This is a genomic window from Alistipes sp. UBA6068, from assembly GCF_949428155.1.
Taxonomy (GTDB): Bacteria; Bacteroidota; Bacteroidia; order Bacteroidales; family Rikenellaceae; genus Alistipes; species Alistipes muris.
This window is the reverse complement of sequence record NZ_CASQFS010000001.1, coordinates 294239-316963: the sequence shown is the minus strand read 5'-3', so window position 1 is coordinate 316963 and position 22725 is coordinate 294239. Positions and strand designations below refer to the sequence as shown.

At 60.2% G+C, this 22725-nt stretch carries 24 protein-coding genes; 12 read left to right on the top strand and 12 right to left on the bottom strand.

The window, feature by feature from the left end; translation table 11 throughout:
- Window positions 1–16: 16 nt before the first annotated feature.
- The 4 genes from QVG21_RS01385 to mtaB are packed head-to-tail and all read right to left on the bottom strand — an operon-like array spanning window position 17 to window position 5143.
- Window positions 17–1558: an SPOR domain-containing protein gene (locus QVG21_RS01385; protein WP_287921383.1), complete on the bottom strand. Its 1542-nt coding sequence runs from the start codon at window positions 1556–1558 to the stop codon at window positions 17–19.
- Window positions 1555–3000, bottom strand: a complete 1446-nt coding sequence (locus tag QVG21_RS01380) for a TrkH family potassium uptake protein (RefSeq protein WP_287921381.1) — start codon at window positions 2998–3000, stop codon at window positions 1555–1557. Before QVG21_RS01380 ends, QVG21_RS01385 begins: the two co-directional genes overlap by 4 nt.
- 7 nt (window positions 3001–3007) lie before the next feature.
- Entirely contained in the window at window positions 3008–3802 is a 795-nt protein-coding gene (locus QVG21_RS01375) for a hypothetical protein (protein ID WP_251213646.1), read from the bottom strand.
- 42 nt (window positions 3803–3844) lie between these two features.
- Window positions 3845–5143, bottom strand: a complete 1299-nt coding sequence (gene mtaB, locus QVG21_RS01370) for a tRNA (N(6)-L-threonylcarbamoyladenosine(37)-C(2))-methylthiotransferase MtaB (RefSeq protein WP_287921378.1) — start codon at window positions 5141–5143, stop codon at window positions 3845–3847.
- A gap of 9 nt (window positions 5144–5152) precedes the next feature.
- On the opposite strand from mtaB, the gene QVG21_RS01365 reads away from it, so the two are divergent.
- From QVG21_RS01365 to fmt, 5 genes are read left to right on the top strand one after another with little or no spacing between them, the layout of a single operon-like run.
- Entirely contained in the window at window positions 5153–5311 is a 159-nt protein-coding gene (locus QVG21_RS01365; RefSeq protein ID WP_287921375.1) for a hypothetical protein, read from the top strand.
- 26 nt (window positions 5312–5337) lie between these two features.
- Window positions 5338–6171 carry a metal ABC transporter permease gene (locus QVG21_RS01360; protein WP_287921372.1) on the top strand — a complete coding sequence of 278 codons (834 nt, stop codon included), beginning with the start codon at window positions 5338–5340 and terminating at the stop codon, window positions 6169–6171.
- The gene (locus tag QVG21_RS01355; RefSeq protein ID WP_287921370.1) at window positions 6168–7670 is read left to right on the top strand and encodes an LptF/LptG family permease; all 1503 of its coding nucleotides are present in this window, start codon (window positions 6168–6170) and stop codon (window positions 7668–7670) included. The genes QVG21_RS01360 and QVG21_RS01355 overlap by 4 nt, the downstream gene beginning before the upstream one ends.
- Window positions 7645–8868, top strand: a complete 1224-nt coding sequence (locus QVG21_RS01350; protein ID WP_287921368.1) for a bifunctional 3,4-dihydroxy-2-butanone-4-phosphate synthase/GTP cyclohydrolase II — start codon at window positions 7645–7647, stop codon at window positions 8866–8868. The genes QVG21_RS01355 and QVG21_RS01350 overlap by 26 nt, the downstream gene beginning before the upstream one ends.
- A 1-nt stretch (window position 8869) precedes the next feature.
- Window positions 8870–9841, top strand: a complete 972-nt coding sequence (fmt, locus tag QVG21_RS01345; protein WP_287921365.1) for a methionyl-tRNA formyltransferase — start codon at window positions 8870–8872, stop codon at window positions 9839–9841.
- A 103-nt stretch (window positions 9842–9944) separates the two neighbouring features.
- Here the strand turns inward: fmt and QVG21_RS01340 are convergent, their stop codons facing one another.
- Window positions 9945–10652: a peroxiredoxin gene (locus QVG21_RS01340; RefSeq protein ID WP_251213640.1), complete on the bottom strand. Its 708-nt coding sequence runs from the start codon at window positions 10650–10652 to the stop codon at window positions 9945–9947.
- Between the two features lie 122 nt (window positions 10653–10774).
- On the opposite strand from QVG21_RS01340, the gene QVG21_RS01335 reads away from it, so the two are divergent.
- Window positions 10775–11386, top strand: a complete 612-nt coding sequence (locus QVG21_RS01335; RefSeq protein ID WP_287921362.1) for a YciE/YciF ferroxidase family protein — start codon at window positions 10775–10777, stop codon at window positions 11384–11386.
- A gap of 213 nt (window positions 11387–11599) precedes the next feature.
- Window positions 11600–11848 carry a hypothetical protein gene (locus tag QVG21_RS01330; RefSeq protein ID WP_251213638.1) on the top strand — a complete coding sequence of 83 codons (249 nt, stop codon included), beginning with the start codon at window positions 11600–11602 and terminating at the stop codon, window positions 11846–11848.
- Between the two features lie 289 nt (window positions 11849–12137).
- On the opposite strand, the gene QVG21_RS01325 is transcribed toward QVG21_RS01330, so the two are convergent.
- The 7 genes from QVG21_RS01325 to serC form a co-directional block, all read right to left on the bottom strand.
- Window positions 12138–12683, bottom strand: coding sequence for a 2-oxoacid:ferredoxin oxidoreductase subunit gamma family protein (locus tag QVG21_RS01325; RefSeq protein ID WP_251213637.1), 546 nt, complete (start codon window positions 12681–12683; stop codon window positions 12138–12140).
- A gap of 14 nt (window positions 12684–12697) precedes the next feature.
- The gene (locus QVG21_RS01320) at window positions 12698–13459 is read right to left on the bottom strand and encodes a thiamine pyrophosphate-dependent enzyme (RefSeq protein WP_251213636.1); all 762 of its coding nucleotides are present in this window, start codon (window positions 13457–13459) and stop codon (window positions 12698–12700) included.
- A gap of 5 nt (window positions 13460–13464) precedes the next feature.
- Complete coding sequence (locus QVG21_RS01315) at window positions 13465–14559, bottom strand: 3-methyl-2-oxobutanoate dehydrogenase subunit VorB (RefSeq protein ID WP_251213635.1); 1095 nt, start codon at window positions 14557–14559, stop codon at window positions 13465–13467.
- Between the two features lie 4 nt (window positions 14560–14563).
- The gene (locus QVG21_RS01310; protein ID WP_251213634.1) at window positions 14564–14791 is read right to left on the bottom strand and encodes a 4Fe-4S binding protein; all 228 of its coding nucleotides are present in this window, start codon (window positions 14789–14791) and stop codon (window positions 14564–14566) included.
- Window positions 14792–14905: 114 nt separating this feature from the next.
- Window positions 14906–16150 (bottom strand): DUF1015 domain-containing protein, encoded by a 1245-nt coding sequence (locus QVG21_RS01305; protein ID WP_287921357.1) that lies wholly within the window; start codon window positions 16148–16150, stop codon window positions 14906–14908.
- Between the two features lie 305 nt (window positions 16151–16455).
- Window positions 16456–17382, bottom strand: a complete 927-nt coding sequence (locus tag QVG21_RS01300) for an NAD(P)-dependent oxidoreductase (RefSeq protein ID WP_287921432.1) — start codon at window positions 17380–17382, stop codon at window positions 16456–16458.
- Between the two features lie 109 nt (window positions 17383–17491).
- The gene (gene serC / locus QVG21_RS01295) at window positions 17492–18565 is read right to left on the bottom strand and encodes a 3-phosphoserine/phosphohydroxythreonine transaminase (protein ID WP_287921354.1); all 1074 of its coding nucleotides are present in this window, start codon (window positions 18563–18565) and stop codon (window positions 17492–17494) included.
- A 240-nt stretch (window positions 18566–18805) separates the two neighbouring features.
- Between serC and QVG21_RS01290 the strand changes: the two genes are divergently transcribed.
- From QVG21_RS01290 to QVG21_RS01270, 5 genes are all read left to right on the top strand, one after another.
- A complete protein-coding gene (locus QVG21_RS01290) occupies window positions 18806–19666 on the top strand; it encodes a YicC/YloC family endoribonuclease (RefSeq protein WP_251213798.1) in 861 nt (286 codons plus the stop codon).
- A gap of 125 nt (window positions 19667–19791) precedes the next feature.
- Window positions 19792–20355 (top strand): guanylate kinase, encoded by a 564-nt coding sequence (gene gmk / locus QVG21_RS01285; RefSeq protein ID WP_287921351.1) that lies wholly within the window; start codon window positions 19792–19794, stop codon window positions 20353–20355.
- On the top strand, window positions 20355–21167 hold the full coding sequence (locus tag QVG21_RS01280; protein WP_287921348.1) for a nicotinate-nicotinamide nucleotide adenylyltransferase: 813 nt from the start codon (window positions 20355–20357) through the stop codon (window positions 21165–21167). The genes gmk and QVG21_RS01280 overlap by 1 nt, the downstream gene beginning before the upstream one ends.
- Window positions 21164–22156, top strand: coding sequence for a D-alanine--D-alanine ligase (locus QVG21_RS01275; RefSeq protein ID WP_287921345.1), 993 nt, complete (start codon window positions 21164–21166; stop codon window positions 22154–22156). The genes QVG21_RS01280 and QVG21_RS01275 overlap by 4 nt, the downstream gene beginning before the upstream one ends.
- Entirely contained in the window at window positions 22153–22725 is a 573-nt protein-coding gene (locus QVG21_RS01270; protein ID WP_287921430.1) for a DUF3109 family protein, read from the top strand. The genes QVG21_RS01275 and QVG21_RS01270 overlap by 4 nt, the downstream gene beginning before the upstream one ends.

Sequence of the window (22725 nt, the reverse complement as noted above, 5' to 3'; positions counted from 1 at the left end):
TAGCGAAATTTTCCGGTTATTCGGCCGTTTCCGCAATTTTTATTTCCAGGTCGGGGTCGGCGCGCCGCACGGCCTGGGCCACCTGTTCGGCCACGGCCCGGTCGTCGAACATCCCCACGATGAATTTCTGCCCCGCGCGCGACAGCCCCGCACCGCGGGCCGTGCGGGCGATGGCCTGCTTCACTTCATCGGACAGCGGCCCCGGGGCGGCGATTTCCACCCGGTACGTTTCCGCCGCCGCATCGCCGTCGAGCGAGACGTTGCGGTACTCACCGTCGTGCCACACCACGATTTCGGGCCGCGCAAAGCCGCGTTTCTTCAGCCGGGCCTGCGCTTCCTCGGCTTCGCGGCGGGTGGCGAATCCGCCCGCATAGTAGCACCACTTGCCGTCGCCGTCGATCAGATACGACAGCGGCGCGGCCCCCCGGAACGTCGACACCGGGCGCTTGGTGCTGAAACGGCCCAGCAGGATGCGGTAAATCGTTCCCCGCGAGTAAATCCGGCACTCGGGAATCGGGTGGCGGGTGTCGTAGGGCGACACCGACGGAAAGGCAATGTCGTCGTAGACCAGGAAATAGCGTTCTTCGACCTCGCACCGCGGCAGCCGGTAGTCGACCGTGCAGAGCTGCATGGAGACATTGCGCAGCGAATCGGCCGCCCGGGCCAGTCCCAGCACATGGGCCACCGTCACCTCGTAGTCCACCAGCACCTGCTTGCGCAGTACGTAGTCCACCACCTCGTCCGACGCCGTGGTGCCTTGCAGTTCGGCAAACGTGCGGGCCGTTTCGGCCAGAGCATCTTCCTGCACGGCAAGCAGTTCGGTGTGGCCCAGCTTGTCGAGCATGTAGTCGTAGGCATAGCTCTTGTTGTCGAAAATGTAGTTCCACGCCCCCGACAGCGAATCGGCCAGCGTGCGGTTCAGCCCGTCGAGCGTCTGATAGCTGGCGTAGATTTCCAGCGCCTCGGCTTCGGCCGTCGCCGCACGGTAGGCGTCGGCCAGCTGGCCGAGGGTCGTATGATTGGCGCAGTAGCGGCGCATCCACTCGGCCGCCCGGCATTCGAGCTGCTGGGCCCGCTGCAAGGCGGCATAGTCCTGCGCAGGCAGTTCGTCGCGGAAACAGCGGTTGTCCGTCAGGTTGCGCACCCCCTCCGTCCGCACGGCAGGTGCGGGCGGCGCCGCGGGTTCGGGTTCGGCCGTCGCCTTGTTCAGATTGGCCAGCACCCATTCCTGTTCGATGGTGTTGATGCGGTCGATGATCCGCCCTTTGGCCGTGCGTATCTCGAAAATGCGGTTTTCCAGCTCCAATATTTCGTCGGCCAGCGCCGCACGGTCGGCTTCGCGGTCGTCGCGCAGGCGCCGCCGCAGCCCCTCGACCGCATGGCCCACCGAATCCTCGCGCTCCTGCAGCCGGGCGTCCTCTTCCAGCAGCGACATGTATTCGCCGTTGCCCTCCAGTCCCGCGATGCGGGCTTCGACAGGAGGCTGCGAAGCACCCGTACCCACGGTTCCGAACAAAAGCGCCCCGAGCAGGCCAATATTGCGCAATAACTTGGTCATCGCCACCATTTGATGAAAAAGAGCTGAATAAGTCCGAATATCTCCAGACGCCCGAAGAGCATCAGAAACGAATCGAAGAGTTTGAGGGCCGCCGGAAGTTCGGCGTAGGTGTTCATCGAACCCACCTGCCCGAATCCGGGCCCCACGTTGCCCAGCATCGCCACCGAACCCGTGAAAGCCGTGGTCAGGTCGGTGCCGCAGAGCGCCGCAAAGACCGTTCCGGCGGCTATGAGCATGAAGTAGGCTACGATGAAGGTCATCACCGTGTGCAAAAATTCGGTCTCCTGCACCACGCCGTCGAGCCGGATGCGCAGGACCGCATTGGGGTGCTGTTGCTGCCGGAGCCGCGCCCGCATCATCTTCACCGCCAGCACCAAGCGGTTGATCTTGATGCCGCCCGACGTCGAACCCGCCGACGCGCACACGATGGAACCGGCAATGAGCAGCACCACCGCCAGCGGAGGCCACAGATTGGTGTCGGCCGTCGCGAATCCCGTGGTCGAGACCAGCGACACGAACTGGAACAGCGCATAGCGCAGCGAGGTCCCGAGCGTAGGGTAGAGCCCCGCCGCATAGAGCGTCACGGCGATGACCGCCGCGCCCGCCAGCAGCAGACCCACGTACCAACGGGTCACCTCCGAACGGAATATGTTGTTGCGCTTGCCCGTCACGGTGGCGTATATCAGCCCGAAGTGGATACCGGCCAGCGTCATGACCAATACCAGAATCGCGTCTATCGAGGGGCTGTTGTAGTAGGCGATGCTCGCGTTGCGGGTCGAGAATCCGCTCGTGGCGCACGCCGACATCCCGTGGCACACCGCATCGAACCAGTCCATGCCCGCCAACTTGAGCAACAGCGACGAGAGCACCGTCAGTCCCACGTAGACCACCAGCAGGATGCGCACGATGATTTGCGTGCGATAGCGATAATTGTCCTTGGCCAGCGTCGAGAGCTCCACGTTGGAAAGGGTCATCTTGCTGCGGCCTATCGAGGGCAGGATTACCAGCGCGAACATCACCACGCCCATGCCGCCTATCCACGTCGTCGAGATGCGCCAGAACTGCATGCCGCGGGGCAGAACCTCTATGTCGGTCAGCACGGTGGCGCCCGTCGTCGTGAAGCCCGAGACGCTCTCGAACAGCGCGTTGACGAGGCTGAATTCGCCGCCCCATATCAGATAGGGGAAGGTCCCGACCACGCAGGCCACCAGCCACGAAGCCACCACCACGCAGAATCCCTCCTTGTTGGTGAGCTGCTCCTTCTTCTCCACGAAAATCAGCGGGAAAGCGCCCAGCAGCGCCGTCAGCAACGCCGCGAGAAGCAGTGCATAGAACGACGAATCCATGCCGCCGAGCCACGAAATGCCGGCCGACAGCAGCATGAATCCGGCGATGAACAGCATCACCATGCCTACGTACCTCATTACGACATCTACCCGCATCGCCCCTCTACGCTTTGTTCTGCTTCAGAAGCGCTATCAGCGCGTCGATTTTCTCACGCAGTTCGAGCACCTCGTCCTTCAGGTCGCCCTTCACCGCAAACGGCACCCGGAACGTCAGCCAGTCGCCCAGCCCCTTGTTCATCTGGACGATGGGATTGACGCAATATATCGACATGAAGTAAAAGAGCATCAGCACGATGGCTATCATCACCGACAGCGAGATCAGCACCGGCGTCACCGCGCGGTAGGCGTTCTTCTTCATCTGCTCGGTGCGGGGGGCCAGCGAACTCTGCGTCGAGGTCATGTAGCTCTTGATAGCCGCCGTGAGCCGTTCGTAGACCGCTTCGTACTGGTCGTTGTACCACCGGGCTCCCACCGGGTCGGCGTAGCCTGCCGCCGCGGGTTTCGACGCAGGGCGTTCCGACACGCCGAACGCCAGATAGTTGTCCGTCAGCAGGCGCAGTTCGGTCGCCGCAAAGGCCAGCGAATCGAGAAACGATTTTTCCAGCGCTTCGTGCTGGGCCGCCTGCAAGCTGCTTTCGAGCCGTTCGAGGCTGGCCATGCACAGGCTGTCATACTGCCGTTCGCCGAACACCGCCAGCCGGATAAGCGCCACGTTGTGGCCGTGCGCCGCGTCGAGCATCGTCTTCGCCAACTCGATGTTGCGCTGGTTGGTCCGCAATATGCCGTCCGTGTCGCGGCTCAGGCGGCTCAGTTCCACCAGCGAGACCATCCCCGAAAAGAAGAGCAGGCAGACGATACTCAGGAATCCGATCGTCACCCTTCTGCGCATACCCGTCATATAGCTTTCTCTAATTATTGTATAAGCCTGCAAATATACTTATTATTCCCGGATTTCTCCCCACAAATCGTGCGAATCGTCCATCGCGCCCAGCCGGACCCGGCACACGGCGTTGATGCGCGCAGGGTCGTAGGGGGCTTTCACGCGGCGGTATTCGCCCGTGTAGCCGAACATCAGCCCGCCGCGCATCGTGCTCTCGAACAACACTTCGGCTTCGGTCCCCGTGCCGCGGGCGCAGAATTCGCCGTGCAGCCGTTCGCACAACTCTTCCAGTTCGCCCGCACGCCGCGTCGCCACCGATGCCTGCACCTTGTCCGGCAAATCCACTGCCGGAGTGCCCGCACGTTCCGAAAAGGGGAAAATATGCAGGAACGCAGGTTGCAGTCCGGCCAGAAAGTCGTAGGTCGACCGGAAGTCGGCTTCCGTTTCGCCCGGGAATCCCACGATAACGTCGATTCCGATGAACGCATCGGGCATCGCGCGCCGCACGGCCGCCACCCGCTCGGCAAACCGGGCCGTGGTGTAGCGGCGGCGCATCAGCCCCAGTATGCGGTCCGAGCCGCTTTGCAGCGGGATGTGGAAATGGTGCTGGAACTTGGGCGACGAGGCGCAGAACGCGATGATTTCGTCGGTCAGCAGGTTGGGCTCGATGGACGAAATGCGGTAGCGGTCGATCCCCTCCACGGCGTCGAGCGCCCGCAGCAGGTCGATGAACTTCTCGCCCGTCGTGCGGCCGAAGTCGCCCGTGTTGACCCCCGTGATGACGATCTCGCGCTGGCCCGCCGCCGCTATCTGCCGCGCTTCGTCGACCAGGTCGGCGATGGGCATGTTGCGGCTCGCTCCGCGGGCGTAGTGGATCGTGCAGTAGGAGCAGCAGTAGTCGCAGCCGTCCTGGACTTTCAGAAAAGCCCGCGTGCGGTCGCCGCTCGAAAAGGCCGCGAAGAACGAGGTCAGCGAATCGGTGTCGCAGCTGAAAACCTGTGCCCGGCACTTGCCCCCGAGCGCGGCGACCCGGCGGTACAGCTCGCCCTTGTCGTTGTTGCTCAGCACCAGGTCCACCCCCTCGATGGCGGCGATTTCCTGCGGCTTGAGCTGCGCGTAGCACCCCGTCACGGCAATGATGGCCTGCGGGTTGCGGCGGTGGAGCTTGCGAATCAGGTTGCGGCATTTCTTGTCGGCGTGTTCGGTCACCGAACAGCTGTTTATCACACAGATGTCGGCCGGAGCGTCCGCCGCCACGCGCTCGAAACCGCCGCGCGCGAACTCGCGGGCCAGCGTCGAGGTCTCCGAAAAGTTGAGTTTGCAGCCTAAGGTATGGAAATTGACTTTGCGAGGAAACATATATCCAAGGTGAAAGGTGAAAAGTTAAAGGTCGACTTTGCGGTTCAGCGAGGGCAGAGACTGCTTGCAGGCTATGCCGGAAAGTCTGAAAAGTCCGCCGTTGCTTTCCGGTTGCGAAATTACGAAAAGCGGCCGGAAAAAAGCGGCATTTCCCGGAAAAAAGCGTAAATTTGCGCGCATTCGGCTAACACGGTATGGAATTCTTCGGCGACCTCTTCCAATACGGCTATCTGTCCAACGCGCTGGCGGCCTGCATCCTCTCGGGCATAACCTGCGGGATAGCAGGCACCTACGTCGTGTGCCGGCGGATGGTCTTCCTCGCCGGAGGCATCACCCACGCCTCGTTCGGCGGGCTGGGCATCGCATTCTACTTAGGCACCGACCCCATCGCAGGCGCCATGCTTTTCGCCGTACTCTCGGCCTTGGGCATCGAATGGGCCGGGAGCCGCGGCCGCATCCGCGAGGATTCGGCCATCGGCATCATCTGGTCGGTCGGCATGGCTGTCGGAGCGCTCTTCATGAGCCTGCGGCCGGGCTACACGTCGGGCGACCTGTCGGCCTACCTCTTCGGAAGCATCATCACCGTCACGCGCGGCGACGTGGCCGGACTGGCCGTGCTCACATTCCTGCTGCTTATCGGCGCGGCACTGTGGCTCCGGCCCGTCATGTACGTGGCTTTCGACCGCGAATTCGCCCGCAGCCGCGGCATCCGCACCCGCACGATTTCTTACCTGACGGCCGCCCTCGTGGCCGTGACCATCGTACTCTCGATACGCATCATGGGCATCGTGCTGCTCATTTCGCTGCTCACGCTGCCCGTGGTCATCGTCAACGCCTTTTCGCGTTCCTACCGCACGCTGACCCTGTGGGCCCCCGTCGTCGCCGTGGCCGGCAACGTCGCCGGGCTCGCCGCCAGCTACCACCTCGAAGTCCCGCCCGGCGCGGCCATCATATTTACGCTCACCCTGACGCTCGTTGCGGTAAAACTGCTAACTTTGCGTCGCAGAAAAACGGTAACGGCCGCATGAAAACCATCCACAAACTCGTTCTGAAAGCCTACCTCGGGCCGATGATCCTCACGTTCTTCATCGTCATGTTCGTGCTGATGATGAACTTCGTGTGGCGCTACATCGACGAGCTGGTGGGCAAGGGGCTGAGCGCCGGCATCGTCATCGAACTGATGACCTACGCCATGGCCAACATGCTGCCGCTGGGGCTGCCGCTGGCCGTGCTGCTGGCCGCCATCATGACGATGGGCAACCTGGGCGAGAACTACGAACTGCTGGCCATGAAGTCCGCCGGGCTCTCGCTCGTGCGCATCACCCAGCCGCTGCTCATCTTCGTCAGTCTGATTGCCGTGGGGAGCTTCTTCATCGGCAACAACCTGGTGCCCTACGCCAACAAGAAGATGTACAGCATCATCTCCGACATCCGCCAGCAGCGCCAGACGCTCGAATTCCGCGACGGGCTCTTCTTCAACGGACTGGACGACATGTCCATCCGCGTAGGCCACCAGGACCCCGACACCCACCTGCTCTACGACGTGCTCATCTACGACAACCGCCCGACCAACCGCGGCAACATGAACACCATCGTGGCCGATTCGGGCTACATCCGCCTCTCGGACGACCGCCGCTCGCTGCTCGTAACCCTCTACAACGGCGAGACCTACGAGCAGACCCGCAACGGCCAGTGGTACACCAAGAGCGCCCTGCGCCACCATACGTTCGACCTTCAGAAGCAGGAGATTCCGATGGACGGCTTCGTCATGGAACGCAGCGACAACAACATATCCAACAGCCAGACGAAGAACATCAACGAACTGCAAAACGACATCGACTCGCTCGAAATCAAGGTCAACGCCGCCACGACCAGCTCCTACGAACCCTTGCTCAAGGAACAGATTTTCGTCCGCGACCACAGCGTCCTGCCGCTTCCCGACAGCCTGCGCATCGACAAGCGCGGCTTCCGCGACATGCAGACCGCCGACTCCATCGCCCGGCTGCCCCTGCGCGAAAAGGAGCGCATCTGGAGCCAGGCCCGGTCGCTGGCCAAGAACTCGCGCAACATGTTCTCGTTCGACGAGACGACGGCCAAGCAGACGCTCAGCCAGCTCTACCGCTCGAAAGTGGAGTGGCACAAAAAGGTGTCGCTGCCCGCGTCGATCATCATCTTCTTCCTCATCGGCGCACCGCTGGGCGCCATCATCCGCAAAGGCGGACTGGGACTTCCGGTGGTGGTGTCGGTCATCTTCTTCGTGGTCTACTACATCATCAGCCTGTCGGGCGAAAAACAGGTCAAGGAGGGCAACTGGGAGGCCGTGTGGGGCATGTGGATCTCATCGTTCATCCTCACCCCCATAGCCGTCTATCTGACCTACAAGGCTACCAACGATTCGGCTTTGCTCGACACCGACTGGTACGCGGGCAAGTTCAAGGCGCTGCGCGAGAAGATGGAGCCGCGGCTGCTGAAATTCAAGAACGCGATAAAATTCAAACTTCATGGCAAACCAAACGACGCTCAATAGCGTAGAGGAGGTCATCGACGACTTCCGCGCGGGCAAGGTCGTCATAGTCGTCGACGACGAGGACCGCGAGAACGAAGGCGACTTCATCGTGGCGGCCGAAAAAATCACGCCCGAAATCGTCAACTTCATGCTCAAGGAGGGACGCGGCGTGCTGTGCGCCCCGTTGAGCGAGGAGCGGTGCGAGCAGTTGGGGCTCAACATGATGGAGGAGAACAACACCTCGCTCTTGGGCACGCCGTTCACCGTGACGGTCGACCTCCTGGGCGGCGGCTGCACCACGGGCGTGTCGATCCACGACCGCGCCGCTACCATCCGCGCGCTTGCCGACCCCGCCACGCGTCCCGCCGACCTGGGCCGTCCGGGCCATATCAATCCGCTGCGGGCCCGCGAGAAAGGGGTGCTGCGCCGTCCGGGCCACACCGAAGCGGCCGTCGACCTGGCACGGCTGGCCGGCCTGCAACCCGCCGGAGCGCTCATCGAAATCATGAACGAGGACGGCTCCATGGCACGGATGCCGCAGCTGCGCGAAATCGCCCGGAAATTCGGGCTGAAAATCATCTCGATAGCTTCGCTTATCGCTTACCGCCTGCGCGAAGAATCGCTCATCGAAAAAGGGGTCACCGTACCGCTGCCCACCGAGTGGGGCGACTTCAAGATTACGCCGTTCCGCCAGAAATCCAACGGCGTGGAGCACGTGGCGCTGACCAAGGGCGAATGGGCCGACGATGAACCGGTCCTTATCCGCGTCCATTCGTCGTGCGCCACGGGCGACATCTTCGGCTCCTACCGCTGCGACTGCGGCGACCAGCTCCACCGGGCCATGCAGATGATCGACAAGGAGGGCAAGGGAGCCATCGTCTATCTCAACCAGGAGGGGCGCGGCATCGGCCTGTGCAACAAGATTCACGCCTACAAACTCCAGGACGAGGGGCTCGACACCGTCGACGCCAATCTGCGCCTGGGCTTCAAGGCCGACGAACGCGACTACGGCGTGGGGGCGGGCATCATCCGCGAGCTGGGCATCCGGCGCATGCGGCTGATGACCAACAACCCTCTCAAGCGGGCCGGGCTGGAGGGCTACGGGCTCCAAATCGACGAAATCGTACCCATCGTCATCGCGCCCAACAAGTACAACGAACACTATCTGGAGACCAAGCAGGAGCGCATGCAGCACACGCTGGGGCTCAACAAGAAATAGCATGGATTCCAAGCAGATACGAATCGTTTTCATGGGCACGCCCGAATTCGCCGTACCGTCGCTGAGGGCGCTGGTCGAAGGAGGCTACAACGTAGTGGGGGTGGTGACGACGCCTGACAAACCCGCCGGACGCGGACAGAAACTGCACGAAAGCGAAGTGAAGATCGCCGCCCGCGAACTGGGGCTGCCGATTCTGCAACCCGAAAAACTGCGCGCGCCCGAATTCCTCGAAGCGCTCCAGGCCTGGCAACCCGAGCTGGGAATCGTCATCGCGTTCCGGATGCTGCCCGAAAGCGTGTGGGCGCTGCCCCGGCTGGGCACGTTCAACCTCCACGCGTCGCTGCTGCCGCAATACCGCGGCGCGGCACCCATCAACCGGGCCATCATGAACGGCGAAACGGAGACGGGCGTGACGACCTTTCTGCTCAACCACGAAATCGACAAGGGGGCCATCCTCGCGCAGGAACGGATGCCGATTCTGCCCGACGACAACGTGGGCACGCTCTACGACAAACTGATGCACGCCGGGACGAAGCTCGTCACCGACACGGTGGACCGCATCGCCGCGGGCGACGTCACACCCATCGAACAGCAGCACATCGACGAATCGACGCTGCGGCCCGCCCCGAAGATATTCAAGGAGGACTGCCGCATAGACTGGACGCAGCAGGGCAGTGCAATCGTCAACCTCATACGCGGGCTATCGCCCTATCCGGCGGCGTGGACCACGCTGCGGCGGGAAGACGGCGGAGAGGAAACTACCGCCAAGATATTCAAGGCCCGGTTCGAGCCAACGGCCCACGGCGCAGCCCCCGGAACCGTGGAGAGCGACTGCCGCACTTTTGTGCGCGCAGCGTGCGCCGACGGCTGGATAGCGCTGGAAGAATTGCAGATAGCAGGCAAGAAACGCCTGCCCGTCCGCGACCTGCTTTTAGGCTGGCGCGACGTACTGCAATACCGCTTCGGCGAATAAGCCGCACATAAATTCTTCGCTGCGCTCAGAATGACAATTCACAACGAAAAAAGCCCGTTCCAGCAAAGGAACGGGCTTTTCGGTAGGGCGAACATCCCATTATTTACGCTTTTTCGTAGGCCTTGGACTTCTCCTTGTCCGCCTTGTCCATCGCCAGGGGCTTGGTACAGAAATACCAATCGTAACACTTCATCCCCTCGGCCGACTTGTCGGTCCCGTCGTAGGTGGTGGGAGCGGGCACGATGATGTCGTCGCCGGGCCGCCAGTCGGCAGGCAGAGCCACGTGGTACTTGTCGATGGTCTGCAACCCCACAAGCACGCGCTTGAGCTCGTCGAAATTACGCCCGAGCTGCATGGGATAATAAATGACGGCGCGAATCGTAGCCGTCGGGTCGATGAAGAAAACCGCCCGCACGGCCGCCGTAGTGGAGACCCCGGTCTGAATCATGCCGTATTTGCGGGCCACCTCCATCGACATGTCGGCGACGAGCGGGAAATTGAGCTCGACGCGCTTGTGCCCCTTGAACTCGATGCGCTCGTGGATGGAACGCAGCCAGGCGATGTGGCTGGCGTTGGTGCCGACCGAAAGCCCGACCAACCGGCAGTTGAGCGCCTCGAACTCCGCCTGCATAGCACCGAACATCACGAACTCCGACGTACAGATGGGGGTGAAATCCGACGGATGGCTGAACAGGATGACCCACTGGCCCTTGAAATCCTCCGGAAAACGGATTTTGCCCTGCGTGGTCTCGGCCTCGAACGACGGGGCCTTGTCGCCGATCAGAGGCATCATGTAGGTTTGATTGTCCATAGTCTGAAAATTTAGGTGTTTCCCGCTCTGCAAATACGGTGCCTGTCCGAACGGCACCCGCATCGGCTCGTTTGTGGTATGCAATTTGCCGCGAAACGGTCAAATCCTAAAAAAACAAGACCATGAAAACGGACAACACCAAGACGATGCCGAACACGAAAACGACGACCGGCAACAAAACGACCGAAGAAGGCTACCGCATGCCGGGCAACAAGACGGCGGACAAGTGGACGAGCCCGGCGCAGACCGAATTCCACTGCTTTTTCGTCGACCAACTCAAGGACATCTACTGGGCCGAGAAACACCTGAAGAAAGGGCTGAAGAAGATGAGCAAGGCCGCGACGAGCCCCAAGCTGCGCGACGCGTTCGAGAAACACTACAACGAAGGCGACAAGCAAATCGCCGAACTGGAGACGATTTTCGGCCTGATGGGCGAAAAACCCGAGACCAAACGCTGCGAAGCGATGGCGGGGCTGCTGGAAGAAGCCGACGGCATGATTTCGGACACGCAGAAAAACAGCTTCGTGCGCGACGCGGGGCTGATTCTTGCCGCCCAGAAAGTGGAGCACTACGAAATCGCGACCTACGGCACGCTGCGTGCGCTGGCGGCCTACCTGCCCGAGAAGAAAATCCGCAAGATGCTGGAAACTATCCTGGCAGGCGAGAAGAAGACCGACGAACTGCTCACGCGAATCGCCGAAGAATTCGTCAACGAATGCGCAGCGGTGGAATAAAGCAACCGCTTCGGACGACGAAAAAGAGGACCTTTGCAGGGTCCTCTTTTTTTATACGGCAGGGCTTCTAAGAGCAAGGCGAAGTATGGACGCAAGAAGTCCCCCGGTGCACGAAGCACACCGGGAGACTAATTCCGAGGCTGCCGGCCTCACCTCATAAGGCGGGCAATTGAGCATCTGTCAGACCATATATCCATAACGCATCCTGAAGAGGTGAAAACGTCGGAAAATGGAAGACACGACCGGAAAGGAAAAACGGGAAAGCGAAAAAAGAATCGGCGCCGACTGGGAAAAATTGCGGAAAAACAATCGACCCGGACGGAAATTGCGCTGCTGTGCACCGCTATCGTCGTATTCAAAGAATCAAGCGCGCTGACGACGATACGCAAAACCGCGGGGACGAGACAAATATACAACCTGAAAAAGCGTTTGTCAAGAGGAAAAGGCAAAAAAGATGAATAATTAACAACGAATAGTGAATAAGGACCATGTCATATAGCCCGGGAGGTTACGACATACCGAGAGATTGCCACGCTCGTTGCTCTCGCTCGCAATGACATTGCTACAAATTTAGATTCTTCGTCGGGCTAAAGCCCTCCTCAGAATGACAGGACGTGGGTTTGCTGACGCTCAGAATGACAAAGAGACTGGGGTCAGAATGACAAGGGAGGGAAACCCGGAACGACAGGCAACCTGCAAAAAAAAGACCCCACCCGAAAGGTGAGGTCCGAATGGCAAACGCCCGGCCGAACTACCGGATTTTGCGGATGATCTGGCCGCCGTGGATGATGGCCTTTTCGTTGTCGGGCAACATTTTCCAAGCGCGCTCGGGCAACGACTTCTTGAGCCCGATCATGACGTTCTGCATCTCGACGACGGGCCGAACCTTGAGGTAACCGCCCAAAATCATCGTGTTGAACAACTTGGCCTGCCCGAGCCGTGCGCACTCGGCCGTGGCGTCGATGGCGAAGACCGAAATGTCGTCGCGGACGGGGTGGCGCGTAATGCCGTTGGTATCGTAAATCAACACGCCGCCGGGCCTGACCATCGGCTCGAACTTCTCCATCGACTGCTGATTGAGGATGATGGCCGTGTCGAACTCGTGGGCGATGGGCGACGAAATCTTGCGGTCGGAGAGGATGACCGTGACGTTGGCCGTACCGCCGCGCATCTCGGGCCCGTAGGAAGGCATCCATGTTACCTCGAAGTCCTGCATCACGCCCGAATAAGCGAGAATCTTACCCATCGAAAGGACGCCCTGTCCTCCGAAGCCTGCTATAATCAATGTCTCTTTCATAATCGTCTGCGCTCTTATTCAACCACTTTGATGTCGCCCAGCGGATAGAACGGCAACATGTTCTGCTCCAACCACTCGTTCGACGCCACGGGCGAGAGCTTCCACCCGCTGTTGCAGGTCGAAACGACCTCGACGAGCGAAAAACCCTTGCCGTCCATCGAACGCTGGAAAGCCTTTTTGATGGCGGCCTTGCACTTACGGACGTTGGCGGGCTTATGGACGCTCTGGCGGGTGATGTAAGTGGCACCGTCGAGGTGGGCCATCATTTCGGCGATCTTGTAGGGATAGCCGTTGAGCCGCGGGTCACGACCGTAGGGCGTAGTGGCGGTCTTCATACCCAAGAGGGTAGTGGGAGCCATCTGCCCGCCCGTCATGCCGTAAATGGCGTTGTTGATATAGATAGCCACGACGTTCTCGCCGCGGGCCGCGGCGTGGATGGATTCGGCCGTACCGATGGCCGAAAGATCGCCGTCGCCCTGGTAGGTGAAGACCATCGTCCCGGGCTTGAGCCGCTTGACGGCCGTAGCGACGGCTAACGCACGGCCGTGGGCCGCCTCGATCCAATCGACGTCGATATAATTGTAAGCGAACACCGAACACCCCACGGGCGACACGCCCACGGTCCTGTCGGCCAACCCTAACTCGGCGATGACCTCGGCGACGAGCTTATGCACGGTGCCGTGGCTGCAACCGGGGCAATAGTGCATGACGTTGTCGGTTATAAGCTCCGGCTTGGCGTAAACCAGATTCTCCTGTTTGATTTCAACCTCTGCCATGGTCTTTACTTTTTAATCAATTTATCCTTGAGCGCCGCGAGCACCTCGTCGGGGTTGAACAACATACCGCCCTGACGGCCGTAGTGCTCGACCGGAGCCTTGCCGTTGACGGCCAACCGCACGTCCTCGACCATCTGCCCGGCGTTGAGCTCGGCGGAGAGGAACCCTTTGACCCCGCGCACGGCCAAATCGGCGATCTGCTTCGAGGGAAACGGGTAAAGGGTAATGGGGCGCAGAAGCCCGACCTTCAAACCCTCGGCACGCGCCATTTCGACGGTGGCGGAACAGATGCGGGCCGACGAACCGAACGCGACGATGACGTAATCGGCATCGTCGCACCCGACGGCCTCGAAACGCACCTCGTTCTCCTCCAAAGCCTTGTACTTGGCCTGCAAACGCTGGTTGATGATCTCCATCTTCTCGGACTGCAATTCGAGCGACGTGACGACGTTGCGCCCGCGGCCCGACGGCTTGCCCATGGCGGCCCAGGCGTCGCACTCGGCTTTCAGTTCTTCGTCGGTCTTGCGGGGACGCTGCGGCGCGAGAACGACCTTCTCCATCATCTGCCCGATGGCGCCGTCGGCGAGAATCATGGCAGGATTGCGATACTTGAACGCGAGGTCGAACGCCTCGGCGACATGGTCGTGCATCTCCTGCACGGAATTGGGCGCGAAGACGATCAACTTGTAATCGCCGTGGCCGCCGCCCTTGACGGCCTGGAAGTAATCGCCCTGCGACGGCTGAATGGTACCCAAACCGGGCCCGCCGCGCTGGCAATTGATGATCAGGCACGGCAACTCGGCGCCTGCCAGATAACTGATACCCTCGGCCATCAACGAAATACCGGGGCTGGACGACGATGTCATGACGCGCTTACCGGTCGAAGCACCGCCGTAGACCATATTGATGGACGAAATCTCGGACTCGGCCTGCAAGACGACCATGCCGGTGGTCTCCCAAGGCTTCAACTCCATCAAAGTCTCCATCACCTCGGACTGCGGCGTAATGGGGTAACCGAAATAACCGTCGCAGCCGTAACGGATGGCGGCATGGGCAATCACCTCGTTGCCCTTCATCAACTTCACCTCTTTCTCTGCCATAGTCCTACTCGAATTTTTGACGATAAACCGTAATGACGCTGTCGGGGCAGATCACCGCACACGAAGCGCACCCGGTGCAGGCATCGGGGTCGGCCATCCGTGCGACGGGATAACCCTTGCTATTGACCTCGGCCGACAAGACCAGCACGCTGCACGGACACGAAGCCACGCAGACCCCGCACCCCTTGCACCGCTCCTTGTCGACGACGATAGTACCTTTGATTTTAGCCATAATGCCGATTGATTAATATTCGGAAACAAATATAACGAAAAAAAGCGAATCATAACCAAAAAAGAGGTGCTTTTCGACAAGCACCTCTGAAAACCAGGCAATCCGCGGAACGGACTATTCGCCGAAACTATGGATGACGACGCCCGAACGGAGCTTGGGCTCGAACCAAGTGGTTTTGGGCGGCATGATGTTGCCCGTGTCGGCGATGTTGATGAGCTGCTGCATCGAAACGGGATAGAGGGCGAAAGCCGCCTGCATCTCGCCGCTGTCGACGCGCCGCTTCAACTCGCCCAAGCCGCGGATGCCGCCCACGAAGTCGATGCGCTTGGAAGTGCGCAAATCACCGATGCCGAGAATCTTGTCGAGGACGAGGTCGGAAAGCACCGTGACGTCGAGCACGCCGATGGGGTCGCTGTCGTTGTAAGTGCCCGGCTTGGCGGTGAGGCTGTACCACCTGCCGTCGAGATACATGGAGAAATTGTGCAAGGCGGCGGGACGGTACTCCTCGGCGCCTTTCTCCTCGACGATGAAATTCTCGCGGAGCTTATCGACGAGCTGGGCGGGCGTGAGACCGTTCAAATCCTTGACGACGCGGTTGTAGTCGATGATACGGAGCTGTCCGGCGGGGAAGGTGACGGCCAGGAAATAACAATACTCCTCCTCGCCGCAATGGCCGGGATTCTTGGCCTTGCACTCGGCACCGACGCGGGCGGCGGCGGCGGTACGATGATGGCCGTCGGCGACGTAGAGCGCGGGAATGCCCTTGAAAATCTCGGTGATGCGGTCATTGGTCCCACGGTCGCGAATGACCCACAGACGATGTCCGAAACCGTCGGCCGCGGTGAAGTCGTACTCGGGCGCGCTGCTGCTGACCACGCCGGCGACGATGGCGTCGATTTCGGCGTTGTCGGGATAGGCGAAGAAGACGGGCTCGATGTTGGCCTGCTGGTTACGGACGTGAATCATCCGGTCCTCCTCCTTGTCGGGCCGTGTGAGCTCATGCTTCTTGATGGCACCCGACAGGTAATCCTCGAAGTGGCAGCACATGGCCAGCCCGTACTGCGTCCGGCCCTCCATGGTCTGCGCATAAATATAATAGTACTCCTCGGGGTCCTGCTGCAGCCACCCCTCGCTGCGCCAACGGCGGAAATTGTCGACAGCCCGGTCGTAGACCTGCTGCGAATGCTCGTCGGCGATGGGCTCGAAGTCGATTTCGGGCTTGATGATGTGGAGCAGCGAACGCTCCGTGGCCTCGGACTTGGCCTCGGCGGAATTCAGAACGTCGTAAGGCCGCGACGCGACCTCGGCGGCATGCTCCCGGGGCGGGCGGACGGCGCGGAAAGGCTTGATTCTAACCATATTTTCAGAAATTTAAGCTACAAAATTCATCACTAATAAAATCCCGCACTCGTGGAAATGGCGGGGGTTGGTTCGTCGAGAGCCCGGAGCGGGTGTTCGGAACAGCGTAAAACATCGCCGGGGAGAAGCCCGAAAAGTTACGGCGTATATTCAGATTGCCACGCTCGTTACACTCGCCCGCAATGACGAAGCCGTAACAGATGCTTCGTTGCTACGCTCCTCAGAATGACAGGGAAGGGGGCCCGGAATGACAGGGAAGGGGCCCGGAATGACAACCAAGCAACCCGCCATGACAAAGAACGCTTCTACCCTTTGTTCACCTGGAAACGGGTGCAGCCGTCGGTGAAGAACCCGACGATCTGCCGGGCGGCGGCCAAGCCTGCGTTGAGATTGGCCTCGGCGGTCTCGGCTCCCATCTTCTTGGCGGTAGCGAAAACGCGCTTGCCGAACTTCTCGTCGAACTCGGGCTGGACGGCGGCGGCGATGTCGGTCACGTACTTCAAATCCTCGCGCTCGGTCAAGGCACGCATGACACCCTGCTCGTCGATGACCTCCTTGCGAGCAGTATTAACCAGCGTAGCCCCCTTGGGCATGGAAGTCAGCAACTCGTAACCGATCGAACCCGTAGTCTGCGGAGTGGCGGGAATATGGAGCGACAGATAATCGGAGACCCGGTAAAGCTCCTCGACGGAAGAAACCTGCTCCACGCCGTCGGCCGCGAAGACCTGGGGGTCGGAAACGAACGGATCGTAAGCTACAACCCGCATGCCGAGCGCCTTGCCCTTGCGGCCGACCAACCGACCGACGTTGCCGTAGGCGTGGATGCCGAGCGTCTTGCCCTGAATCTCCGACCCGGTGCCGGGCGTGAAACGGTTGCGGGCCATGAAAATCATCATGGCGACGGCCAACTCGGCCACGGCGTTGGAATTCTGCCCGGGAGTATTCATGACAACGATACCGCGGGCCGATGCGGCGGCCAAATCGACATTATCGTACCCGGCGCCTGCGCGAACGACGATTTTGAGGTTCGGAGCGGCGGCGATGACCTCGGCCGTGACCTTGTCGCTGCGGACAATCAAGGCGTCGGCATCGGCCACAGCGGCCAACAACTCGGACCTGTCGGCGTACTTTTCGAGCAGGGCGAACTCGTAACCCGCGCCCTCGACGATTTCACGGATACCCTCGACGGCCTTTTTGGCGAAGGGCTTTTCGGTGGCGACCAATACTTTCATAGAGTGTATCAATGTAGTGGATTCTTGCAATTCGGTTTGTTCCCACGCGGTCACCTCGCCCGTGAGGGCGCTGTAGGCCGTGGGAATCTTGAACTGGTAAGCCATCGGCCTACTTCAGATGGAGCTTCTCGAACTCCTGCATGCAGCCGACCAACGCCTGCACGCTCTCGATGGGCAAGGCGTTGTAACACGAAGCGCGGAAACCGCCGACGAGCCGGTGGCCCTTGATACCGACCATGCCGCGCGCCTTGGCGAACTCCATGAACTCGGGAGCGAGCTCCTCGTGACCCTCGGCCATGACGAAACAGATGTTCATGAGCGAACGGTCCTCCATCTCGACGGTACCGCGGAACAGGGAATTGCGGTCGATTTCGTCGTAAAGCAACTTGGCCTTGGCGATGTTGCGGCTGTAAATCTCCTCGACGCCGCCGATTTTCTTGAGCCACCGCAGGGTCTCCATCAAGACGTAGATGGGGAAGACGGGCGGCGTATTGAACATGGAATTGTTCTCGACGTGCGTGCGGAACGAAACCATCGTAGGCAGGTCGCGGACGATTTTGTCGAGCATGTCCTCGCGGATGATGACGAAAGAAACGCCCGCAGGAGCGAGGTTCTTCTGCGCGCCGCCGTAAATCATAGCGTACTTGGAGACGTCGACCGGACGCGAGAGGATGTCGGACGACATGTCGGCGATAAGGGGCACGGGCGACGAAATATCCTCGTGGAACTCGGTGCCGTAGATGGTATTGTTGGTGGTGATGTGGAGATAATCGAGGTCGGCGGGAATGGCGAAACCCTTAGGAATGTAAGTGAAATTGCGGTCCTCGGACGAAGCGACGACCTCGACCTCGCCGTAACGCTTGGCCTCCTTGATAGCCTTCTTGGCCCAGACGCCGGTATTGACGTAACCGGCCTTGCGGCCGAGGAAGTTGGCGGCGACCTCATAGAAGAGGGTGCTGGCACCGCCGCCGAGGTAGAAAATCTTGTAGTTGTCGGGGATGGCAAGCAGCTCGCGGAAGAGCCTGTCGGCCTCGGCCATGACGTCGTCGAAATCCTTGGTACGGTGCGAAATCGAGAGCACCGAAAGGCCCGAACCGTTGAAATCGAGGATGGCCCTGGCGGCGTTCCCGATGACCTCCTCCGGCAGAATGGAGGGTCCCGCGTTGAAATTGTGCTTTTTCATAGATGGGTTTGTGTGAGAGAATTCATGGCTGTTAGTAAGCTAACACAAAGATACGAAAAGCAGAATACAAAACAAATTAATTTCCGGGAAAACGAACCACCGCCCGAATAATTTTCAATCGACCTGCGGGGAATAGGGCTTTTTGAATAGTTTTTATTACTTTTGCGTCGGCCAAAGGGCCCTGCGGAACACCTCCGGACCCCTGCGGCGACCAAAAGCAAGAAGATGATGACCAAATCCATGACGGGCTTCGGCAAAGGCGAAGCCACGCTGAAGAACAAGAAGATAACGGTGGAAATCCGCTCGCTGAACTCCAAACAGCTGGACCTGAACCTGCGGCTGCCGTCGCTCTACCGCCAATCGGAATACGAAATCCGCACGCTGGCGGCCCGCCGACTGGTACGCGGCAAGGTGGACATATTCGTGACGGTGGAAAACCAGAAGACCGAGACCCCGGCCCGGATAGACCGCGAACTGTACCGCGAGTACATGCGGCAGGCGACCGAAGCAGTGGAATATGCGGGCATCGGCGTGAACTACGACGCGCTGGCGGCGGCGGTCCTGCGGCTTCCGGAAGTAGTGGCGACGGAGACGGAAGCCATATCGGAAGAAGAACACGCGGCGCTGATGGCGGCGACGGAAGCGGCGGCGGCCCAACTGGACGAATTCCGCACGCAGGAAGGAGCGATACTGATTGCCGACCTGCTGCGCCGGGTAGAACTGATCGAACAATACAAGGAAGAAGTAATCCCCTACGAAAAAAACCGCACGGAAAACATCCGCAGCCGGATAGAGGAAAACCTGGCGAAACTCAACGCCGAAGTAGACCGCAACCGACTGGAACAAGAGATGATTTTCTACCTGGAAAAACTGGACATCACCGAAGAGAAAGTCCGGCTGACGAACCACTGCAACTACTTCCGCGAAGTGGCGCGCGGCGAAGAAGCCGCAGGCCGCAAATTAGGATTCATCGCCCAGGAAATGGGCCGCGAAATCAACACGCTGGGCTCGAAAGCCAACGAATCGAACATCCAGATACTGGTGGTCAAGATGAAAGACGAGCTGGAGAAAATCAAGGAACAGGTACTCAATATCTTGTGATTGTGCGAAATCACAAGATATTGCAATTAAAAATGAAAAATGAAGAATTAAAAATCGAACACAGTCGGCCCCGAAACACCGAACCGATAATTTTTCATTTTTAATTCTTAATTTTTAATTCCCCAATGGGTAAGATCATCATATTCTCCGCCCCGAGCGGCTCGGGCAAGACGACCATCGTCCGGCAACTGCTGGCACGCTATCCGCAACTGGAATTCTCGGTGTCGGCGACGAGCCGTGCACCCCGGGGAACGGAACGCGACGGTGTAGACTACTACTTTCTGACGCACGAAGCGTTCATGCAGGCGGTGGCCGAAGACAAGTTCGTGGAATGGGAAGAAGTATATGCCGGGACGTGCTACGGCACGCTGCGGAGCGAAATGGACCGCATCTGGCAAAAAGGCCACACGATAGCGTTCGACGTAGACGTAATCGGCGGGCTGAACCTCAAACGCCTGTTCGGCGACGACGCCTGCGCGATATTCGTCATGCCGCCCTCGGTCGAAGAACTGCGCCGCAGGCTGGAAGGACGCGGGACCGACGCCCCGGAAGTGATAGACCGCCGCGTGGCGAAAGCGGAGTTCGAGCTGACGAAAGCCCCGGAATTCGACCATGTGGTGGTGAACGACCGGCTGGAAGAAGCCGTGGCGGAAGTCTGCGCGCTGGTGGAGAAATTCATAAACTGCTGATGATGAAACGGATGATGCTCTACTTCGGGTCGTTCAACCCGGTACACAACGGCCATATCGCGCTGGCCGAATATGTGGCGGAGCATGATCTGGCCGACGAAACGGCGCTGGTCATCTCGCCGCAGAGCCCCTACAAACGACAAGCGGCGCTGGTGGCGGAAACCGACCGGCTGGAGATGGCGGAAATCGCCTGCGCGGCGTCGCGCTATCCGAAACGCATACGCCCCTCAGTAGTCGAATTCCTGCTGCCGCGACCCTCGTACACGATCGACACGCTGCGCTTTCTGGAGGAGACGTGCGGCCACGAAATGCGCTTCTCGATACTGATGGGCAGCGACCAGATAACGGGGCTCGACGGCTGGAAAGAATACGAAAGAATCCTCGAATACCCGATATACGTCTACCCGCGGCGGGGCGAACGGCCGGAGAAACACCTGGACCGCGTCACGCTGCTGGAAGATGCGCCGCTGCAAGACTACTCGTCGACCGAAGTGCGGGCGGCCATCGAACGGGGCGACGACACGTCGCGGATGCTGGCGCCGGGCGTAACGGAATACATCCGCCGCAAAGGACTGTGGAGCCCCGCGAACCGCATGACGGCGCTGCACACGGCCCTCGACGCCGACCCGGAAAACACGGCGCTGCTGCTCGAACGCGGCCAACTGCACTACCGGATGAACCAATGGGGCGCGGCCCTCAACGACTTCAACGCCGTGCTTCGCATCGACCCCGGGCACGAAGAAGCCCGGCAATTCGTCGAAATGGTGGAGGAAATACTGGCATTCAGATACAAAGACATCTACAACCCATGACCGAGAAACTCAGCATAGCGCTCCTGGCGGGCGGCGATTCGTCGGAACGGGAAATCGCACTGCAAAGCGCAGCCCAGATTGCGGCGGCGCTCGACCCGGAAAAATACGACGTGACGATGATAGACCTGCACGGCCGCGACTGGCACTACACGGCGCCGGACGGCCGGGAATGGCAGGTCGACAAGAACGACTTCTCGCTGACGGTGGCGGGCGAACGCAGGGAATTCGACTACGCCCTGATTCTGATACACGGCACGCCGGGCGAAGACGGACGTCTGCAAGGCTATTTAGACATGATGGGGATTCCGTACTCGTCGTGCGGGATGACCTCGTCGGTGCTGACGTTCGACAAGGTAACGACGAAACGCACGCTGGCGGGCCGGGGAATCAACCTTGCGCGCGAACGCTTCCTGCGCCGCGGCGAAACGTGGAACGCGACGGAGATAGCGGACGACCTGGGACTGCCGCTTTTCGTGAAACCCAACGCGAGCGGCTCGTCGTTCGGAGTGACGAAAGTAGGCACGGCCGAAGAACTGCCCGCAGCCGTCGAAAAAGCGTTCTCGGAGAGCGACGAGGTACTGATCGAAGAATGTATTGCGGGCCGCGAAATGGGCTGCGGAGTGATGATAGCGGGGGGCAGGGAATACCTGTTCCCGATTACGGAAATCGCATCGAAAAAGGAATTCTTCGACTACGAAGCCAAATACACGGCGGGATTCTCGGACGAAATAACCCCGGCCGACATCGCACCGGAAGTGAAAGCCGAACTGAACCGCATGACGCTGGAAGCCTACCGCACGTGCCGCTGCCGGGGCGTGGTACGCGTAGACTTCATTGTGACGCCGGAGGGGAAACCCTACTTCATCGAACTGAACTCCATACCGGGCATGAGCCCCGGGAGCATCGTCCCCAAGCAGGTGAAGGCGATGGGAATGACCATGGGCCAACTCTACGACATAGTGATAGCCGACACATGTACGCCGAGATGATCGAAATCGACGACAAAATCGTGAGCGCCGACCTGCTGCGCGAATGCTTTGCCTGCGACCTGGAACGATGCAAGGGCATCTGCTGTGTGGAAGGCAACGCGGGAGCGCCGCTGGAAGACGACGAACCGGACATTCTTGAACGGGAATACCCCGCCTACAAACCCTACATGACGGCGGCGGGGATAGCGGCGGTGGAACGGCAGGGCTTCATGGTAGTGGACAGCGACGGCGACTACACGACGCCGCTGGTGGACGATGCGGAATGCGCCTACGCCTACGAAGAAAACGGTGTGACGCTCTGCGCCATCGAAAAAGCGTGGGCCGAAGGCCGCACGGCCTACCGCAAACCCATCTCGTGCCACCTCTATCCGATCCGGCTGGTGCGGTTCTCGAACGGCACGGTGGGGCTGAACTATCACCGCTGGTCGGTCTGTGCGGGTGCGCGCGAATGCGGCCGAAAACTGGGACTGCCGGTCTACAAGGCGCTGCGCGAACCGATTGTACGCCGCTTCGGCGAAGAATTCTACGAAGCGCTCGAAGCGGCGGCGGAACTGCTGAAAAACCGATGA

What these genes read in the sequence shown, in the direction of transcription:
- QVG21_RS01300 (WP_287921432.1), bottom strand. Translation starts at nt 17,382, where the DNA reads ATGAAAGTATTGGTCGCCACCGAAAAGCCCTTCGCCAAAAAGGCCGTC.
- QVG21_RS01290 (WP_251213798.1), top strand. Translation starts at nt 18,806, where the DNA reads ATGACGGGCTTCGGCAAAGGCGAAGCCACGCTGAAGAACAAGAAGATA.
- QVG21_RS01355 (WP_287921370.1), top strand. Translation starts at nt 6,168, where the DNA reads ATGAAAACCATCCACAAACTCGTTCTGAAAGCCTACCTCGGGCCGATG.
- QVG21_RS01385 (WP_287921383.1), bottom strand. Translation starts at nt 1,558, where the DNA reads ATGACCAAGTTATTGCGCAATATTGGCCTGCTCGGGGCGCTTTTGTTC.
- QVG21_RS01350 (WP_287921368.1), top strand. Translation starts at nt 7,645, where the DNA reads ATGGCAAACCAAACGACGCTCAATAGCGTAGAGGAGGTCATCGACGAC.
- serC (WP_287921354.1), bottom strand. Translation starts at nt 18,565, where the DNA reads ATGAAAAAGCACAATTTCAACGCGGGACCCTCCATTCTGCCGGAGGAG.
- QVG21_RS01310 (WP_251213634.1), bottom strand. Translation starts at nt 14,791, where the DNA reads ATGGCTAAAATCAAAGGTACTATCGTCGTCGACAAGGAGCGGTGCAAG.
- QVG21_RS01275 (WP_287921345.1), top strand. Translation starts at nt 21,164, where the DNA reads ATGACCGAGAAACTCAGCATAGCGCTCCTGGCGGGCGGCGATTCGTCG.
- gmk (WP_287921351.1), top strand. Translation starts at nt 19,792, where the DNA reads ATGGGTAAGATCATCATATTCTCCGCCCCGAGCGGCTCGGGCAAGACG.
- QVG21_RS01320 (WP_251213636.1), bottom strand. Translation starts at nt 13,459, where the DNA reads ATGGCAGAGGTTGAAATCAAACAGGAGAATCTGGTTTACGCCAAGCCG.
- mtaB (WP_287921378.1), bottom strand. Translation starts at nt 5,143, where the DNA reads ATGTTTCCTCGCAAAGTCAATTTCCATACCTTAGGCTGCAAACTCAAC.
- fmt (WP_287921365.1), top strand. Translation starts at nt 8,870, where the DNA reads ATGGATTCCAAGCAGATACGAATCGTTTTCATGGGCACGCCCGAATTC.
- QVG21_RS01325 (WP_251213637.1), bottom strand. Translation starts at nt 12,683, where the DNA reads ATGAAAGAGACATTGATTATAGCAGGCTTCGGAGGACAGGGCGTCCTT.
- QVG21_RS01270 (WP_287921430.1), top strand. Translation starts at nt 22,153, where the DNA reads ATGATCGAAATCGACGACAAAATCGTGAGCGCCGACCTGCTGCGCGAA.
- QVG21_RS01280 (WP_287921348.1), top strand. Translation starts at nt 20,355, where the DNA reads ATGATGAAACGGATGATGCTCTACTTCGGGTCGTTCAACCCGGTACAC.
- QVG21_RS01305 (WP_287921357.1), bottom strand. Translation starts at nt 16,150, where the DNA reads ATGGTTAGAATCAAGCCTTTCCGCGCCGTCCGCCCGCCCCGGGAGCAT.
- QVG21_RS01315 (WP_251213635.1), bottom strand. Translation starts at nt 14,559, where the DNA reads ATGGCAGAGAAAGAGGTGAAGTTGATGAAGGGCAACGAGGTGATTGCC.
- QVG21_RS01340 (WP_251213640.1), bottom strand. Translation starts at nt 10,652, where the DNA reads ATGGACAATCAAACCTACATGATGCCTCTGATCGGCGACAAGGCCCCG.
- QVG21_RS01360 (WP_287921372.1), top strand. Translation starts at nt 5,338, where the DNA reads ATGGAATTCTTCGGCGACCTCTTCCAATACGGCTATCTGTCCAACGCG.
- QVG21_RS01380 (WP_287921381.1), bottom strand. Translation starts at nt 3,000, where the DNA reads ATGCGGGTAGATGTCGTAATGAGGTACGTAGGCATGGTGATGCTGTTC.
- QVG21_RS01335 (WP_287921362.1), top strand. Translation starts at nt 10,775, where the DNA reads ATGAAAACGGACAACACCAAGACGATGCCGAACACGAAAACGACGACC.
- QVG21_RS01375 (WP_251213646.1), bottom strand. Translation starts at nt 3,802, where the DNA reads ATGACGGGTATGCGCAGAAGGGTGACGATCGGATTCCTGAGTATCGTC.